The organism is Aeromonas sp. S41-2 (assembly GCF_027705845.1).
GTDB lineage: Bacteria > Pseudomonadota > Gammaproteobacteria > Enterobacterales > Aeromonadaceae > Aeromonas > Aeromonas hydrophila.
This window is the reverse complement of the sequence record NZ_JAPDCG010000001.1, coordinates 180,167-195,886: the sequence shown is the minus strand read 5'-3', so window position 1 is coordinate 195,886 and position 15,720 is coordinate 180,167. Positions and strand designations below refer to the sequence as shown.

Genomic DNA, 15,720 nt, shown 5'->3' with positions numbered 1-15,720 from the left:
TTGTTAAACTGTTATAGGTGTATTTCACTATAACTGCATCTGTTATAGGTGTCATGGACCGTGATGTACTTAACGGGCGAAAACCTGTCTGTTAAATGCAACATAGAGAGTCATGCATGATAAGCCTGGATGATGTGGTCAGCCTCTCCCGAATGCAGTTCGGGGCGACGGCGATGTTCCACTTTCTGTTTGTGCCCCTCACCCTGGGGCTGTCCTGGATCCTGGTGATCGCCGAGTCGGCCTACGTGATGACCGGCAAGGTGATCTACAAAGACATCACCCGTTTCTGGGGCAAGCTGTTTGGCATCAACTTCGTGATGGGGGTGACCACCGGCATTACCCTGGAGTTCCAGTTCGGTACCAACTGGGCCTACTACTCCCACTATGTCGGCGACATCTTCGGCACGCCGCTGGCGGTGGAAGGGCTGATGGCCTTCTTCCTCGAGTCCACCCTGGTGGGTCTGTTCTTCTTCGGCTGGGACAAGCTCTCCCGCGGTCAGCACCTGCTGGTGACCATGCTGGTGGCGCTCGGCTCCAACCTCTCCGCGCTCTGGATCCTCATCGCCAACGGCTGGATGCAAAACCCGGTCGGTGCCGAGTTCAACCCGATGACCATGCGCATGGAGCTGGTGGACGTGGCCGCGGTGATCTTCAACCCGGTGGCTCAGGTGAAGTTCGTGCACACGGTGGCGGCGGGTTATGTGGCGGCCTCCCTGTTCGTGATGGGGGTGAGCAGCTGGTATCTGCTGCGCCGCATGGAGGTGCGCTTCGCCCTGCGCTCCTTTGCTATCGCCTCGGGCTTCGGTCTGGCGGCCATCCTCTCGGTCATCGTGCTTGGCGACGAGTCGGGCTATCGCACCGGCGAGGTGCAGCAGGTGAAGCTGGCCGCCATCGAGGCGGAGTGGCACACCGAGCCGGCGCCGGCCTCCTTCACCCTGTTCGGCTTTCCGGATCAGGCCGCCGAGACCACCCACGCCGCGGTGAAGATCCCCTATCTGATGGGCATCATCGCCACTCGCTCCCTCGATGAGCAGGTGACGGGCCTCAAAGATCTCAAGGCGCGGCACGAGGAGCGCATTCGCAGCGGCATGCTGGCCCACGAGGCGCTGGAGACGATGCGGGCGGACGGCAGCAACCAGGCGGCGCGAGCCACCTTCGAGCGTCATCGCCAGGATCTGGGCTACGGCCTCTTGCTCACCCCCTATGCCAAGGAGATTGGCAAGGCGGACGAGGCGGCCATCGCCAAGGCGGTGGCGGACTCCATCCCTCAGGTGGCGCCGCTGTTCTGGAGCTTTAGGCTGATGGTGGGTATCGGCGTGGTGCTGCTGGCGCTGTTTGCCGCCGCCTTCCTGCAGCTGTGCCGGGGCAAGCTGGTGCAATCCCCGCGTCTGCTCAAGGCCCTGTTCTGGTCTATTCCGCTGCCCTGGATTGCCATCGAGGCGGGCTGGTTCGTGGCCGAGTTCGGTCGCCAGCCCTGGACCATCAGCGACGTGCTGCCGGTGTCGGCGTCCGTCTCCTTGCTGACCCCGGGCCAGCTCTGGTTCAGCCTGATCTCCATCTGTCTCATCTACACCAGCCTGCTGGTGGTGGAGTTGTTCTTGTTGCGTCATGTGATCCGCAAAGGGCCCGCCAGCCTGCAGACGGGTCGCTATCAAGGTGAAGTGTTGCAAAACGGGAGTCCTGCCTGATGGATTACGAAACTCTGAAATTGATCTGGTGGGGGCTGGTGCTGTTCATGCTGGTCGGCTTCGTGGTGATGGATGGCTTCGATCTCGGCGTGGCCATGCTGCTGCCGGTGGTGGCCAAGAACGACGAGGAGCGGCGGGTGCTGCTCAACAGCGTGGGGCCGGTGTGGGAGGGCAACCAGGTGTGGCTCATCGCCGGGGCCGGCGCTCTGTTCGCCGCCTGGCCGCTGGTCTATGCCGCCGCCTTCTCGGCGCTCTACGTGCCCTTCATGTTCCTGCTGTTCGGCCTGTTCCTGCGGCCGGTCGGTTTTGACTATCGCAGCAAGCTGGCGGACCCGGTCTGGCGCCGCTGGTGGGATCGCGCCCTGGTGGTGGGCGGCCTGCTGCCGACCCTGGTGTTTGGCGTTACCCTCGGCTTTTTGCTGCAGGGGCTGCCGTTTCGCTTCGATGCGGCCCTTCGCATCCACTACGGTGCCTTTGACTTCCACTGGCCGCTGCTGTTGACCTGCATGGGGACGGCGCTGGCGCTGTTGTTGCTGCACGGCGCCAGCTTCCTGCAGTGCAAGACCCAGGGAGAGATCGCCCGGCGCTGCGCCCGCCAGAGCCTCTGGCTCGGCCCGCTGGCGAGCGGCCTGTTTGCCCTGGGCGGCGTCTGGCTCAGCCAGATGGCCGGCTACCGGGTGCTGGAGATAGGGGATATCAACGGGGCGCTCACCCCGCTGATGAAGGAGGTGGGGGTGGCCCAGCAGGGCTGGCTTGCCAACTTTGTGGCCCATCCCTGGCTCTGGTGCGTGCCGGCGCTCGGCCTGGTGCTGCCCATGGTGAGCAGCCTGGCCAGCGCCCGCGAACTGCCGCGCACGGCCCTGCTCGCCAGTGGCGGCGCTTGCGCCAGCATGATGCTGACCATCGCCATCGCCCTGTTCCCGTTCGTGCTGCCCTCGTCGCTGGATCCGTCCAGCAGCCTGACCCTGTGGGACAGCACCTCCAGCGAGCGCACCCTCTTCATCATGCTGGGGATTGTCGGGGTGCTGATGCCAATCAACATCGGCTACACCCTCTGGGTCTACCGGGTGGTGCGCGGCAAGATGAGCGCCCAGCAGATCCGCCAGCACGGCCACAGCCTCTACTAACCCTCTTCAACCAAAGGATCATGCGATATGTGGTATTTCACCTGGATTCTGGGGCTGGGCTTCGCCCTGTTGTGCGGGTTGGTCAACCTGCTCTGGCTGGAGGCGCGCTGGGCCGCCGATGAGGATCTCAAGGAGTCTTGAGACGCAGCCATGAAAAGGCCGACACAGGTGTCGGCCTTTTTGCATCTGGTAGGGAGGCTCGCTTAGGCGGGGAGGGCGACCCGGGCGGCCTGCCGCTCGCTGACATGGGTGAGGCCGTAGGCCAGCAGCACGATCAGCGCCCCGATCCAGGGGGTGTGCATCAACCCCAGGTGTTCCACCACCAGGCCACCAACGACGGAGCCCAGCGCAATGCCGACGTTGAAGGCGGCAATATTGAGGCCCGATGCCACGTCCACCACCCTGGGGGTGTGCCGCTCGGCCTGTTTCACTACCAGTACCTGCAGGCCCGGCACGTTGCCAAAGGCAAAGGCGCCCCACACCAGCACGGTCAGCACCGCCAGCACCGGGTGCGGCGCGGTGAAGGTGAGTACCAGCAACACCAATGCGAGACCGGCAAACAGCAGCTTCAGCGCAGGCAGCGGGCCCATCTTGTCAGCCAGCTTGCCACCCCAGATATTGCCGACGGCGACCGATACCCCGTACACCAGCAGAATGAGGCTCACCGCACCGGCGCTAAAGCCGCTCACCTGCTGCAGGATGGGGGCGAGGAAGGTGAACGCCGTGAAGGCACCACCGTAACCGAGCGCCGTCTTGGCGTAGACCAGCAGCAGCGGCTTTTTGGTGAGTACCGAGAGCTGCTCGCGAAGGGTCGAGGCCGCCCCCTTGGGCAGGTTGCTCGGGATCAGCAGCAGGCTGCCCACCATGGCGACGAGGCCAAGCAGGCTCACCACCAGAAAGGTCTCGCGCCAGCCGAAGACCTGACCAATCCAGGTGCCGAGCGGTACGCCGGTCACCAGCGCGATGGTGAGGCCGCTGAACATGATGGCGATGGCGCTGGCCGCCTTCTCCTTGGCCACCAAGCCGGTGGCGATGGTGCTACCCACCGAGAAGAAGACCCCGTGGGCCAGCCCGGTCAGGATGCGGGCCACGATCAGGCTCTCGTAACCGGGGGCCTGCCAGGCCAGCAGGTTGCCGGCGGTGAAGAGTGCCATCAGCCCCACCAGCAGCCACTTGCGTGGCACCTTGCCGGTGAGCGCCGTTAAGATTGGGGCGCCGATAGCCACCCCAAGGGCATAGAGGCTGACCAGGAGGCCCGCCGAGGGGAGCGAGACATTCAGCTGTTCGGCGATGGTGGGGATGAGCCCCACGATCACGAATTCGGTGGTGCCGATCGCAAAGGCACTCAGAGTGAGGGCAAATAACGCCAGTGGCATAACAACTCCTTGGATAGGGACTCCCGACGGGAGAATGGCGCCAGTATGCCGAGGGCGTTTGTTGGTAAAAATGACGACAACATCAAATTACTTTTGCCAAATCAGCAGCAATGGTGTCGTGGAAGGAGGAGTGGCTGAGGCAACGCGGCAAAAACAGGTCGTAGCGCGCGAGGGGGGGGGGGGCGTCACAGGCGGCTGTGCCGTGGTGTTGGAGACAAAAGAGCGGGAGGCATGATGCCTCCCGCTGGTGCTGAAGAATGTCATTGAGCGTTAATTGCTCCCTTCTCCCCTTGCGGGAGAAGGGCTGGGGATTAGGGGGCTATCTGGTTGAAGGCCTGATGACCTAATAAGAGGTGCTTGCCCCTCACCCTAACCCTCTCCCGCAGGGAGAGGGGATAGCTCGTGGCTGCAATAGGCTAGTGAGAGTTGCCGGTACCCGCCGCCGAAGCGAGAGGGGCCATGCATCCCCCCGTTTAATCCCAATCCGGCGCAAAGTCCGGGTTGGCGCAGCGCTCGCCTCGCTCCAGGATCGCGATGGCGGCCATCTCATCGCGACTGAGTTGCACCTTCAATGCCGTCAGGTTGGCGGCCAGATTCTCCCGTTTGGTGGAGCTTGGGATCACCGTCATGCCCTGGGCCAGCAGCCAGGCCAGCGACACCTGGGCCGCCGAGACGCCGTGGCGCTGGCCAATTTCCATCAGCAGCGGCTCGGTGAGCACCTTGCCATAGGCGAGCGGCATATAGGCGGTGATGGCGATGCCGTGGGCCTGGCAGAACGCCACCACCTTGCGGTTTTGCAGCAGCGGGTGGATCTCCACCTGCTGATGGGCGATGACGCCCGGCCCCAGAATATCGATGGCTTCTTTAAGCTGGGCCACGGTGAAGTTGGAGACCCCGATCTCGCGGGTCAGGCCCCGGGCCTTGGCTTCGGCCAGCTGCTCCAGATAGACCGCCATCGGCACCTCATTCTTGGGGGAGGGCCAGTGAATAAGCGCCAGATCCAGATAGTCGGTGCCCAGTTTTTCCTGGCTCACCTCCAGGCTCGGGATCACCTTGCCCGGCCCGAACTCGCTGGTCCACACCTTGGTGGTCAGGTAGATATCCTGGCGTGGTACGCCGCTCTCGCTCATCAGTTGGCCCACTTCGGCCTCGTTGGCGTAGATCTGGGCGGTGTCGATATGGCGGTAGCCAAGCTCGAGCCCCTGCAGCAGGGAGTCGCGCAGGGGCTGGCCGGTCAGGCGAAAGGTACCAAGACCCAGGTTGGGCATCTTCATCATGTTGTTCCTCAAATAGGTTGCAAAAGGGCGCTCAGCGGCGCGGCAAATCAGGCGTCCAGCGGCTGATAGCGGCGAATGGTGCTGCCGGCAAACCAGGGCTCGGCCCTGGCGACAAATTCGGTAAAGTGGGGCTGGCCCTGATGGGCGCGAAGGGCGGCCTCGCTCTCCCACCCCTCGTAGAGCATCCAGCTATGGGGATTGTCCAGATCCTGATGCAGCTGGTAGCGCAGACAGCCAGCCTCCTGCAAGGTGGCCGCGATCAAGGGATCCAGGGCGGCGCGAAACTGGGCGGTGAATTCGGGTTTGGCCTCAAGCTGGGCAATCACAATCACGGGTGAAGACATCTGAACCTCCTTGCAAAAACGAAGGGTCAGTATGCCCACCGAGACTTGCCCGAAACAGGGCCGCTGTCGCAAAACACTATTGAGATAAGAGCAGCAATGAATGGATCGGTGCGAGGTGGCGATGAGAAAGTCAGGGCGGTAAAAGGAGCAGGGAGCGCCGGGGCGCCCCCTTGCCATCAGGCATTGGCCGGCTCGGACCAGACCGCAAATTCATTGCCGCTGGGCTCGACAAAGTGAAATCGGCGGCCACCGGGAAAATCGAACAGGGGGCGAACTATGGTGCCCCCGGCGCCGGCTACCTTGCTCTGGGTCGCCTCAATATCGGTGCTGTAGAACACCAGCAGGGCGCCGCCTTGCGCGCTCTGGCTGCAGAGATCGGCGCGATAGAAACCACCATCCAGCCCTTCCCCCTCGAAGGCGCAATAATCGGGGCCATAATCGGCAAATTGCCAGCCGAAAGCGGCCTGAAAGAAGGCCTTGGTAGCGGCAAGATCCCTGGCCGCAAACTCCACATAGTTCAGTTTTTCATGGGCCCTGGTCATGAGGATCTCCTTGTCGATGATTATTTCGGTTGCCAGCGTTTTTGCGTGCGGCTCGTGGAGTGGGGCAAAGCGTCCCAAGGGGTCAGCTTGAGCTGCTTGCGCCGAAACCAGAGCCAGGTCGCCATCAGCAGACCGAACCCTATGCCAAACAGCAGGCTCTGGCGCAGGGCGAATGCTGGCGTTACCTCATGTTGCCAGCCGAAGAACCACATCAATACCCCCCAGATAGCGCCAGTGGGGATCCCCAGAGCAAGGACATTGACCAGAAAGCGTTCGTAGTGGGGCGGTCTGATGGTGAACCCAGCCTTTCGCAGCAGCCAGGCGATCGGCGGGTTGTAGTTGAGCGTCTGCACGCCCTTCTCTGCCAGCTCCCGGTGGGCGGCGGCCAGCCTGCGTTCGAACTCCATGATGTTTTTCCTTGAGGTGTTTGGTGTCATACGATGCCACCTTGCCGCATTCTACTGGCAAACCATCGACGCGATGTGGGCTCGTGGTCACGTTATTTATCTATACGCTTTCCAATCACTCCAGGGCCGCCATGATGGCCGGATGAAATCTTCTTGCTACCACCATACCAAGGATAATGGAATAGAATAGAGGAAGAAGGTCACGGCTGCGTTGATAGCTGCGCCAGTTGCCATTGTGGTAGCGGAAAAGTCGGTAGGTGAGAACCAACAAGCCAATGGCCATTGGAATGACGCAGTAAACTGAAAAACTGATCATGAATTTAACGAAATCGGGCAAGGTGGGGGTCCGTATCTGTAGCCTGTATTACATCTGCTGCCATTTTGCGGCGGGGTTTCAGCCTTTTCCTGCCGCGCTTTCACGGATGGATTGGTGTGCTAGCTGTTCCCATGGGGTCAAATCAAGCTGCCTGCGCTTCAGCCAGAGCCTGATTAAGGTAACGAGGCCAAACAGGCCAGCGAATAGAGCTGTGCTGAACAAGGATGATACGAAAGATCTTCCCTCTGGGTGCCAGACGAACGTCCACATAATCAGACCCCAGATCGGCGCGATACTGAGGCTGGCACAAAGAAAATTGACCAGCCCGCCCGCGTAATAAGGTGGCTTGACGGTGCAGCCGAGTTTGCGCAGCAGCTTGAACATCCATGGGTTGTAGTCATATTCCTTGATGCCTTGGTCAGCCAGAGTCTGATGGGCGATGGTTAGCCGTTCTTCAAATGTCATTGATTTGCCTTATATCGCAGCGGCGTCATATGGTGCTTTTTTGCGGCATTCTACGGATTAGGCAGGCTGAGGGATAGCAGCCATCTCAGATTATTTCTCTGCTAAATACCAGCACAACTACCAGAGCGTCCTTGCCAATCCAGGGCCCCCGTGCCTATAAAGGCCCGTTACTCTTGTCTGGATTGCAGCAATGAAGACCCATTCTGATGAACTGACCCTGTTTGTGGCGGTGGTGGAGGCGGGCAGTTTTCGCCAGGCGGCGGAGAACCTCGGCATGGACAATTCGGTGGTGAGCCGCGGCATCAAGCGGCTGGAAGAGAAGCTCTCGACCGTGCTGCTCAACCGCACCACGAGACGGGTCAGCCTGACCGAGGAGGGGAGCTGGTTCTATCAGCGGGCGGTGAAGATCCTGACCGAGATGAGCGAGGCGGAGGGGCTGCTGCTGATGCGCCGCGAGCAGCCGGAGGGGGTATTGCGGGTCGATGCCGCCACCCCTTTCATCCTGCACCGGCTGGTGCCCATCATCGGCGAGTTTCGCCGCCGCTATCCCGCCATCGAGCTGCAACTGCACAGCTCCGAGGGCTTTATCAACCTGATGGAGCGGCGGGTGGACATGGCCATTCGCATCGGCGAGCTGACCGACTCCTCCCTGCGGGCGCTGCCGCTGGGCCGCTCGCGGCTGCGGCTGCTGGCATCCCCCGACTATTTGCGTGAGCGCGGCACCCCGCGCCAGCCGGCGGATCTGCTGAGCGGGCACGAGCTGCTCGGTTTTTTGCACCCCGATCACCTCAACCACTGGCCGCTTTTGAGCCAGGAGCAGGGGGATCGCTTTCCCATCACCCCGACCCTGCGTGCCAGCAGCGGTGAAACCTTGCGCCAGCTGGCGCTGCGGGGGCAGGGGATCGTCTGTCTGTCGGATTTCATGACCGGGCAGGATCGGATGAGCGGCGCGCTGGTGGAGGTGCTGGCCCGCAGCAACAGCGGTGCCTCGCGCCCCATCAATGCGGTGTTCTACTCCGATGCCCAGCGCGACATCCGGCTGCGGGTCTGGCTCGATTTCCTTAAAGAGCAGCTCGGCAGCGAGATGCTGTAGCCCTGCGCTCTGACCGGGCTGCCCGGTAGAAGGGGCTCGCCGCGCATAGGCGCTATTCAAGGAGGATAGGGGGCGTCATTATCGGGGCGGCGCTAAAACAGAGAGGCCGACATCGCTGTCGGCCTCTCATGTTTTTCAGCTCAAGACTGGGTCGGTTGCCCGATCACTCCTCTTCTGCCCAGCGGCGTGAACGTTCCACCGCCTTCTTCCAGCCGTTGTAACGCTTGGCGCGATCGTCGCGGTCCATCTGCGGGATGAACTCGCGGTCCACGCTGAACTTGTCTTCCAGCTCTTCCGAGCTCTTCCAGAAGCCGACGGCGAGGCCAGCCAGGAAGGCAGCGCCCATGGCGGTGGTCTCGATACGGGTCGGACGCACCACCGGGGTGTGCATCATGTCAGCCTGGAACTGCATCAGGAAGTCGTTGGCTACCGCGCCACCGTCCACCTTGAGGGCCGCCAGCTTGATGCCGGAGTCCTGCTGCATCGCATCCAGCACATCGCGGCTCTGATAGGCGATGGATTCCAGCGCGGCACGGATGATGTGGTTGCGATTGGCGCCGCGGGTCAGGCCGACCATGGTGCCACGAGCATACGGATCCCAGTAGGGAGCACCCAGGCCGACGAAGGCCGGTACCAGGTAGACGCCGTTGGTGTCGCCAACCTTGGAGGCGAAGTAGTCGGTGTCGCGGGCATCGTGAATGATCTTCAGCTCGTCACGCAGCCACTGGATGGTGGCGCCGCCCATAAACACCGCACCTTCCAGCGCGTAGTTCACTTCCCCTTTCGGGCCGATGGCGACGGTGGTCAGCAGGCCGTTGCTGGAGCGAACCGGCTCGGTGCCGGTGTTCATCAGCATGAAGCAGCCGGTGCCGTAGGTGTTCTTAGCCATCCCTTTCTCGAAGCAGAGCTGGCCGAACAGGGCAGACTGCTGGTCACCGGCGATACCGGCGATGGGGATGCGGGAGCCGCCGCCACGGGTGGTGTAGCCATAGACCTCGGAAGAGGGTTTCACTTGTGGCAGCATGGACATGGGGATGCCCAGCTCGTCCAGCATCTTCTGATCCCACTTCAGGTCGCGGATGTTGTAGAGCATGGTACGGGAGGCGTTGGTGGGGTCGGTGACATGCACTTCGCCGTTGGTCATCTTCCATACCAGCCAGGTATCGATGGTGCCGAACAGCAGCTCGCCGTTCATCGCCTTCTCGCGGGCCCCTTCGACGTTGTCGAGGATCCACTTCACCTTGGTGCCGGAGAAATAGGCGTCCAGCACCAGACCGGTATTGTCGCGCACGTACTCTTCCAGGCCGCGCGCTTTGAGCTCTTCACAGATGGCCGCGGTACGGCGGCACTGCCAGACGATGGCGTTGTAGATGGGTTTGCCGGTGGCCTTTTCCCACACCACTGTGGTTTCACGCTGGTTGGTGATGCCGATGGCGGCGATCTCTTCGCTGCGAAGGCCGCTCTTGGCCAGCACTTCGGTGAAGACGGAGGACTGGGTTGCCCAGATCTCCATCGGGTCGTGCTCCACCCAGCCCGCTTTCGGGTAGTGCTGGGTGAATTCGCGCTGGGAGGTCGCGACGATATTCGCATCCTGATCAAACACGATGGCACGGGAAGAGGTAGTTCCCTGGTCCAGAGCGACGACATATTTCTTTTCAGCAGACATGATGTTCTCCACGTTTTTATTTTCCACGTTTTTACACGTTGGGGAGGGCCGCTCTTAAGCGGCGGCCTCTTCTTTGGCGGTTTGGGCAGCTTGCTCGGTGGCGGCAACACGGTTGCCCGGCACACAAGGAGCCAACACTTTTACATAGAGGGCAGTACCGATCTGGGCACCGACGATGGGGCCGAGGATGGGAACCCAGAAGTAGGGGTTGTCACGACCACCGGTCATGGCCACATCACCCCAGCCAGCCAGGAAGGCGAACAGTTTGGGGCCGAAATCACGGGCCGGGTTCATGGCGAAACCGGTTAACGGGCCAAGGGAGGCGCCGATCACCGCGATCAGGATACCGATCAGCAGAGCGGCGGCGAAGCCTTTGGGGGCACCGTTGTTGTTGTCACCCAGTGCCATGATGCCCAGCATCAGCACGGCGGTGATCACCATCTCGACCGCAAAGGCCTGCATGTTGGAGAGCAGGGCGTTCGGGTAGGTAGAGAAGATGCCGGCGCTGCCGAGGCTCTCGACGCTGCCGCGCACCACGTTGTGGGTCACTTCCCACTGGGTGAAAAGGTTACCATAGAGGAAGTAGACCAGCGCTGCGAAGCAGAAGGCGCCGGCAACCTGGGCAATGATGTAGGGCACCACTTTGCGCTTGTCGAACCCGCAGAAGGTCATCAGCGCCAGGGTCACGGCCGGGTTGAGGTGGGCACCGGAGATACCGCCGGTGACATAGATGGCGATGGCGACGCCCAGACCCCAGGTAATGGAAATTTCCCATTGCCCGAAGTTAGCTCCCGCCAGCACTAGTGCGGCCACGCAGCCGACGCCGAAAAATATCAGCAGGCCGGTTCCGATAAACTCGGCAATGCATTCGCCAAGCAGGGTATTGGGTCTTTGTATGCTCATACCGTTATTCCTTATATCCACCCAGAGTAGGTTTGATGTTCCGTTTTGTTGTTTTTCATTCCCATTATTGCGTCCGAAAACGTTTCTTCTTGTTTTTTGAGCTGACGCAAACGTTATGCTCGTTTGCGCTCGTTCTCGGACGAGAGAGAAAATAAACCTAAATCGCCCATTCACCACTCCCTCCCCGCAGGAAATGTGGACAAGATCCCACTCATTGCTAAGAAAATGTGACGGAAAGCAAGTTGATACAGTGGTTATACCACTTAGTGGGTAGCCAAAAGCCTTGCTACACAAGGGATTGCGGCTGATGAGTGATTGCTCATTTGGTACTTTCTTTTGTAATAAAACTGCAATATTTCAGCCTCCATCACAGATTAAATGTTCACATATGAGCACAATAGGCTCGCTTTCGAATCAGGACTCATCTGATTGGTCAGCATGGACAGGGCACCCTCAACCGCCCACAACAACAATAAGGAAGCAGAACATGCTTAGTCTCTTCAGGCCTGCACCACACATAGACAGGCTCCCGGCCGACAAGGTCGACCCCTTCTACAAACGCATGCGTTGGCAGGTGTTTTTCGGGATCTTCTTCGGTTATGCCGGTTACTACCTGGTACGGAAAAACTTCAGTCTGGCGATGCCCTATCTGATCGAGCAGGGCTTCTCCCGCGGTGATCTGGGTCTGGCGCTGTCTGGCGTCTCCATCGCCTACGGTCTCTCCAAGTTCCTGATGGGGAACGTGTCGGACCGCTCCAACGCCCGCTACTTCCTCTCCGCCGGTCTGCTGCTGTCGGCCGGCATCATGTTCATGATGGGGACCATGCACTGGGCCACCTCCAGCATCGCCATCATGTTCGTGCTGTTGTTCCTGAACGGCTGGGCACAGGGCATGGGCTGGCCGCCCTGCGGTCGCACCATGGTGCACTGGTGGTCACAGAAGGAGCGCGGCGAAGTGGTTGCGGTCTGGAACGTGGCTCACAACGTGGGTGGCGGCATGATAGGTCCGCTGTTCATTCTGGGGATGGGCTGGTTCAACGACTGGCGCAGTGCCTTCTATGTGCCGGCTGCTGCCGCTGCCGCCATCGCGGTGATCGCCTTCTTCGTGATGCGCGACACCCCGCAATCTGTCGGTCTGCCTCCCATCGAAGAGCACAAGAACGACTATCCGAAGGACTATAACGAAAGCCACGAGCAGGAGTTTTCCGCCAAGGAGATCTTCGTCAAGTACGTGCTGCACAACAAGCTGCTGTGGTACATCGCCATTGCCAACGCCTTCGTTTATCTCATCCGTTACGGTGTGCTGGACTGGGCGCCGACCTACCTGAAAGAGGCCAAGGACTTCAGCGTCGACAACTCCTCCTGGGCGTACTTCCTGTACGAGTGGGCGGGTATTCCGGGCACCCTGCTGTGCGGCTGGATCTCTGACAAGATGTTCCAGGGCCGCCGTGCACCGGCCGGCATCCTGTTCATGGTGCTGGTGACCGTGGCCGTGCTGGTCTACTGGTTCAACCCGGCCGGCAACCCGACCGTCGACATGATGGCGCTGGTGGCCATCGGCTTCCTGATCTACGGCCCCGTCATGCTGATCGGCCTCTATGCCCTGGAGCTGGCGCCGAAGAAGGCCGCCGGTACTGCGGCAGGCTTCACCGGTCTGTTCGGTTATCTGGGTGGCGCGGTCGCGGCCAACGCCATGCTGGGCTACACCGTGGACCACTTCGGCTGGGATGGCGGCTTCATGGTGCTGACCGCTTCCTGTGTGCTCTCCATCATCCTGCTGGCGATGACCCTCAAGCACGAGAACCAGTCGATTGCCGCCAAAGCGGCTGCCCATAAGGCATAAAACGTGATCCTGCCCTTATCGATTGGAAAAGGGATCAGGTAAACTCCCCAAGGCCCCGCATCTGCCGGGGCCTTTTTTCGTCTCATCATCGGAGTTCAAGCGTGAAGCAAACCCAACGACATCTGGAGATCCTGGACGTCCTGACGCGGCAGGGCTTTGTCTCGACCGAGGATCTGGTGACCCACTTTGACGTCAGCCCCCAGACCATTCGCCGGGATCTCAACGATCTCGCCGAGCAGAACAAGATCCGGCGCCACCATGGCGGGGCCTCCCTGCATTCGAGTACCGTCAACACCGCCTACAGCGCCCGCAAGGTGATGCAGCTCAAGGAGAAAGAGCGCATTGCCCGTGAAGTGGCCGCCAATATTCCCGACGGCTCGTCGCTGTTCATCGACATCGGCACCACCACCGAAGCCATCGCCCGTGCCCTGCTCGATCACCGCGAGCTGCGCATCGTCACCAACAACCTCAACGTGGCCAGCATCCTCACCGCCAAGGATGACTTCACCGTCATCATCGCCGGTGGCGAAATTCGCAACCGGGATGGCGGCATCGTGGGGGAGGCGACCCGCGACTTCATCGGCCAGTTTCGCATGGACTACGGCGTCATCGGCATCTCGGGCATCGACAGCGACGGCTCATTGCTCGACTTCGACTACCACGAGGTGAAGATTGCCCAGGCCATCATCGCCCACTCCCGTCAGGTGTTCCTGGCCGCCGACCACACCAAGTTCGGCCGCAACGCCATGGTCAACCTCGGCAACCTCAGCCAGATCCACGCCCTGTTCACCGATCAGGAGCCGCCGGAGAAGCTGATGCGGCTGATGTCCCAGCATCAGATCGAGTGCCACATCTGCTGAGTCGCCGCTAACCCGTTCCAGCACCAGGCCGCCATCGGGCGGCCGCTTCGTTTTCAGCCTCCCCGCACTTCTGCTCACCCTCATTCCACCGCCAATGTCGTGCTGATGTCCCAAAAAGCGCGATCTCGCTCACAGCATTGCCCCTGTTTTCCCCAGGCTGCGCCGCTTTATCACCGACCGGCAGCATTTTTAGCATTGCCAAAACAATCGCGATCACATTTTCTCCATAAAATGTTCGTTTATCATTTTTTCATGCCCTAATATGAGCGAAATCAAACATTGCGACGGTTTCGCAAGGTCAAAATAAGAAAGTAGGTGAACATGAGCGAACATTATGATCTGGTCGTCGTCGGCGGCGGCATCAACGGGGTAGGCATTGCGGCTGATGCAGCGGGGCGGGGTCTGAAGGTTGCCCTGTTCGAGGCGCGCGATCTTGCCTCTGCCACCTCTTCCAACTCCAGCAAGTTGATCCACGGCGGCCTGCGCTACCTCGAACATTACGAATTCCGGCTGGTGAAAGAGGCGCTGGCGGAGCGGGAGGTGCTGCTCGGCATGGCCCCCCACATCGCCCGTCCCATGCGTTTTCGGCTGCCCCATCGCCCGCACCTGCGCCCGGCCTGGATGATCCGTGCCGGCCTGTTCCTCTATGACAACCTGGCCAAGCGCGACAAGCTCAAGGGCAGCTGCGGCGTGCGCTTCCTGCCGCAGGATGGCCTCACCGCCGGCATCAGCAAGGGGTTCGAGTATTCGGACGCCTGGGTCGACGACGCCCGGCTGGTGGTGCTCAACGCCATGATGGCCCGCGACAAGGGCGCCGACGTGCAGACCCGCACCCGCTGCGTCAAGGCGGTGCGCGGCTCCAAACATTGGACCCTGACCCTGGAGCGGGAAGGGGGCGAGCAGTTCAACGTCACCTGCCGCGGTCTGGTCAATGCAGCCGGCCCCTGGGTCAAGACCTTCTATGACGAGAGCCTGCACGAGAAATCCCCGCGTGGCATTCGCCTCATCAAGGGCAGCCACATGATAGTGCCGCGCATCCATGAGCGCGAAGAGGCCTACATCCTGCAAAACGAGGACAACCGCATCGTCTTCGTCATCCCTTATCAGCAGGACTACTCGCTGATCGGCACCACGGACGTGGAGCACAAGGGCAGCCCGCGCGAAGCCAAGATCAGCGACGCCGAGATCAACTACCTGTGCAAGGTGGTCAACGCCCACTTCACCCGTCAGATCGCCCCCAAAGACGTGATCTGGACCTATGCCGGGGTGCGCCCGCTGTGCGACGACGAGTCCGACTCGCCGCAGGCGGTGACCCGCGACTACACCCTCGAACTGTCCGGTGAATCCGACGGCGCGCCGCTGTTGTCGGTGTTTGGCGGCAAGCTCACCACTTACCGCAAGCTGGCCCAGGCTGCCTGCAACAAGCTCAAGCCCTGGTTCAGCCAGATGGGGGATGACTGGACCGCCAACAGCCGGCTGCCCGGTGGCGAGTTCGACTGCTCGGTTCGCGAGCTGGCGCGCGCCTTTGCGCTGGAATTCGACTGGCTCGATGATCGCAGTGCCCTGCGCATTGCCGAGGCCTATGGCGCCCATGCCCGTCTCTGGCTGCATCAGGAGCGTGGCCAGCATTTTGGTGCCGGACTGTACGAATCTGAGGTGCGCTACCTTATCGAGCGGGAGTGGGCCTGCAGCCTGGAAGACATTCTGTGGCGCCGCAGCAAGCTGGGGCTACGTCTGTCCGAAGCCGAGCAGCAGCAACTGGCTGCCTGGCTCAGCGAACACCACCACGCCCTGCCCGAAGCCTGCTGATCAT

The 15,720-nt window shown here is 61.2% G+C and carries 16 protein-coding genes; 7 read left to right on the top strand and 9 right to left on the bottom strand.

Annotated features, from left to right (window positions below):
* Positions 1–116 precede the first annotated feature (116 nt).
* The 3 genes from OKC44_RS00875 to cydX are packed head-to-tail and all read left to right on the top strand — an operon-like array spanning position 117 to position 2,956.
* A complete protein-coding gene (locus tag OKC44_RS00875) occupies positions 117–1,688 on the top strand; it encodes a cytochrome ubiquinol oxidase subunit I (protein WP_024943730.1) in 1,572 nt (523 codons plus the stop codon).
* Positions 1,688–2,815: a cytochrome d ubiquinol oxidase subunit II gene (gene cydB / locus OKC44_RS00870; RefSeq protein WP_270810497.1), complete on the top strand. Its 1,128-nt coding sequence runs from the start codon at positions 1,688–1,690 to the stop codon at positions 2,813–2,815. Before OKC44_RS00875 ends, cydB begins: the two co-directional genes overlap by 1 nt.
* A gap of 27 nt (positions 2,816–2,842) precedes the next feature.
* Positions 2,843–2,956 (top strand): cytochrome bd-I oxidase subunit CydX, encoded by a 114-nt coding sequence (gene cydX / locus OKC44_RS00865; protein WP_005310033.1) that lies wholly within the window; start codon positions 2,843–2,845, stop codon positions 2,954–2,956.
* Between the two features lie 62 nt (positions 2,957–3,018).
* Here the strand turns inward: cydX and OKC44_RS00860 are convergent, their stop codons facing one another.
* From OKC44_RS00860 to OKC44_RS00830, 7 genes are all read right to left on the bottom strand, one after another.
* On the bottom strand, positions 3,019–4,191 hold the full coding sequence (locus OKC44_RS00860; protein WP_270810494.1) for an MFS transporter: 1,173 nt from the start codon (positions 4,189–4,191) through the stop codon (positions 3,019–3,021).
* A 473-nt stretch (positions 4,192–4,664) separates the two neighbouring features.
* Positions 4,665–5,468 carry a 2,5-didehydrogluconate reductase DkgB gene (gene dkgB, locus OKC44_RS00855; RefSeq protein WP_270810492.1) on the bottom strand — a complete coding sequence of 268 codons (804 nt, stop codon included), beginning with the start codon at positions 5,466–5,468 and terminating at the stop codon, positions 4,665–4,667.
* Positions 5,469–5,515: 47 nt separating this feature from the next.
* Positions 5,516–5,812, bottom strand: coding sequence for a putative quinol monooxygenase (locus tag OKC44_RS00850; RefSeq protein ID WP_270810489.1), 297 nt, complete (start codon positions 5,810–5,812; stop codon positions 5,516–5,518).
* A 176-nt stretch (positions 5,813–5,988) separates the two neighbouring features.
* On the bottom strand, positions 5,989–6,354 hold the full coding sequence (locus tag OKC44_RS00845) for a VOC family protein (protein WP_270810487.1): 366 nt from the start codon (positions 6,352–6,354) through the stop codon (positions 5,989–5,991).
* Positions 6,355–6,374: 20 nt separating this feature from the next.
* Positions 6,375–6,761: a DUF6404 family protein gene (locus OKC44_RS00840; protein ID WP_270810485.1), complete on the bottom strand. Its 387-nt coding sequence runs from the start codon at positions 6,759–6,761 to the stop codon at positions 6,375–6,377.
* 115 nt (positions 6,762–6,876) lie between these two features.
* Positions 6,877–7,098 (bottom strand): hypothetical protein, encoded by a 222-nt coding sequence (locus OKC44_RS00835; protein WP_270810483.1) that lies wholly within the window; start codon positions 7,096–7,098, stop codon positions 6,877–6,879.
* 57 nt (positions 7,099–7,155) lie between these two features.
* Positions 7,156–7,542, bottom strand: coding sequence for a DUF6404 family protein (locus OKC44_RS00830; RefSeq protein WP_270810480.1), 387 nt, complete (start codon positions 7,540–7,542; stop codon positions 7,156–7,158).
* Between the two features lie 190 nt (positions 7,543–7,732).
* Here OKC44_RS00830 and OKC44_RS00825 point away from each other — a divergent pair, with 190 nt between their 5' ends.
* Complete coding sequence (locus OKC44_RS00825; RefSeq protein ID WP_017409919.1) at positions 7,733–8,635, top strand: LysR substrate-binding domain-containing protein; 903 nt, start codon at positions 7,733–7,735, stop codon at positions 8,633–8,635.
* A 163-nt stretch (positions 8,636–8,798) separates the two neighbouring features.
* Here OKC44_RS00825 and glpK read toward each other — a convergent pair whose 3' ends face one another.
* Both glpK and OKC44_RS00815 read right to left on the bottom strand, forming a co-directional pair.
* On the bottom strand, positions 8,799–10,301 hold the full coding sequence (gene glpK, locus OKC44_RS00820; RefSeq protein ID WP_139748598.1) for a glycerol kinase GlpK: 1,503 nt from the start codon (positions 10,299–10,301) through the stop codon (positions 8,799–8,801).
* Positions 10,302–10,355: 54 nt separating this feature from the next.
* Positions 10,356–11,204: an MIP/aquaporin family protein gene (locus tag OKC44_RS00815; protein WP_029301314.1), complete on the bottom strand. Its 849-nt coding sequence runs from the start codon at positions 11,202–11,204 to the stop codon at positions 10,356–10,358.
* A gap of 487 nt (positions 11,205–11,691) precedes the next feature.
* Here OKC44_RS00815 and glpT point away from each other — a divergent pair, with 487 nt between their 5' ends.
* From glpT to glpD, 3 genes are all read left to right on the top strand, one after another.
* Positions 11,692–13,047, top strand: a complete 1,356-nt coding sequence (glpT, locus tag OKC44_RS00810) for a glycerol-3-phosphate transporter (protein WP_011705541.1) — start codon at positions 11,692–11,694, stop codon at positions 13,045–13,047.
* A 101-nt stretch (positions 13,048–13,148) separates the two neighbouring features.
* The gene (locus OKC44_RS00805) at positions 13,149–13,907 is read left to right on the top strand and encodes a DeoR/GlpR family transcriptional regulator (RefSeq protein ID WP_011705542.1); all 759 of its coding nucleotides are present in this window, start codon (positions 13,149–13,151) and stop codon (positions 13,905–13,907) included.
* A gap of 321 nt (positions 13,908–14,228) precedes the next feature.
* Positions 14,229–15,716 (top strand): glycerol-3-phosphate dehydrogenase, encoded by a 1,488-nt coding sequence (gene glpD / locus OKC44_RS00800; RefSeq protein ID WP_011705543.1) that lies wholly within the window; start codon positions 14,229–14,231, stop codon positions 15,714–15,716.
* The last annotated feature ends 4 nt before the right edge of the window (positions 15,717–15,720 follow it).

Excerpts from the sequence above, each read along its gene's own strand:
- OKC44_RS00875 (WP_024943730.1), top strand. The coding sequence starts at position 117 with ATGATAAGCCTGGATGATGTGGTCAGCCTCTCCCGAATGCAGTTCGGG.
- cydB (WP_270810497.1), top strand. The coding sequence starts at position 1,688 with ATGGATTACGAAACTCTGAAATTGATCTGGTGGGGGCTGGTGCTGTTC.
- cydX (WP_005310033.1), top strand. The coding sequence starts at position 2,843 with ATGTGGTATTTCACCTGGATTCTGGGGCTGGGCTTCGCCCTGTTGTGC.
- OKC44_RS00860 (WP_270810494.1), bottom strand. The coding sequence starts at position 4,191 with ATGCCACTGGCGTTATTTGCCCTCACTCTGAGTGCCTTTGCGATCGGC.
- dkgB (WP_270810492.1), bottom strand. The coding sequence starts at position 5,468 with ATGATGAAGATGCCCAACCTGGGTCTTGGTACCTTTCGCCTGACCGGC.
- OKC44_RS00850 (WP_270810489.1), bottom strand. The coding sequence starts at position 5,812 with ATGTCTTCACCCGTGATTGTGATTGCCCAGCTTGAGGCCAAACCCGAA.
- OKC44_RS00845 (WP_270810487.1), bottom strand. The coding sequence starts at position 6,354 with ATGACCAGGGCCCATGAAAAACTGAACTATGTGGAGTTTGCGGCCAGG.
- OKC44_RS00840 (WP_270810485.1), bottom strand. The coding sequence starts at position 6,761 with ATGGAGTTCGAACGCAGGCTGGCCGCCGCCCACCGGGAGCTGGCAGAG.
- OKC44_RS00830 (WP_270810480.1), bottom strand. The coding sequence starts at position 7,542 with ATGACATTTGAAGAACGGCTAACCATCGCCCATCAGACTCTGGCTGAC.
- OKC44_RS00825 (WP_017409919.1), top strand. The coding sequence starts at position 7,733 with ATGAAGACCCATTCTGATGAACTGACCCTGTTTGTGGCGGTGGTGGAG.
- glpK (WP_139748598.1), bottom strand. The coding sequence starts at position 10,301 with ATGTCTGCTGAAAAGAAATATGTCGTCGCTCTGGACCAGGGAACTACC.
- OKC44_RS00815 (WP_029301314.1), bottom strand. The coding sequence starts at position 11,204 with ATGAGCATACAAAGACCCAATACCCTGCTTGGCGAATGCATTGCCGAG.
- glpT (WP_011705541.1), top strand. The coding sequence starts at position 11,692 with ATGCTTAGTCTCTTCAGGCCTGCACCACACATAGACAGGCTCCCGGCC.
- glpD (WP_011705543.1), top strand. The coding sequence starts at position 14,229 with ATGAGCGAACATTATGATCTGGTCGTCGTCGGCGGCGGCATCAACGGG.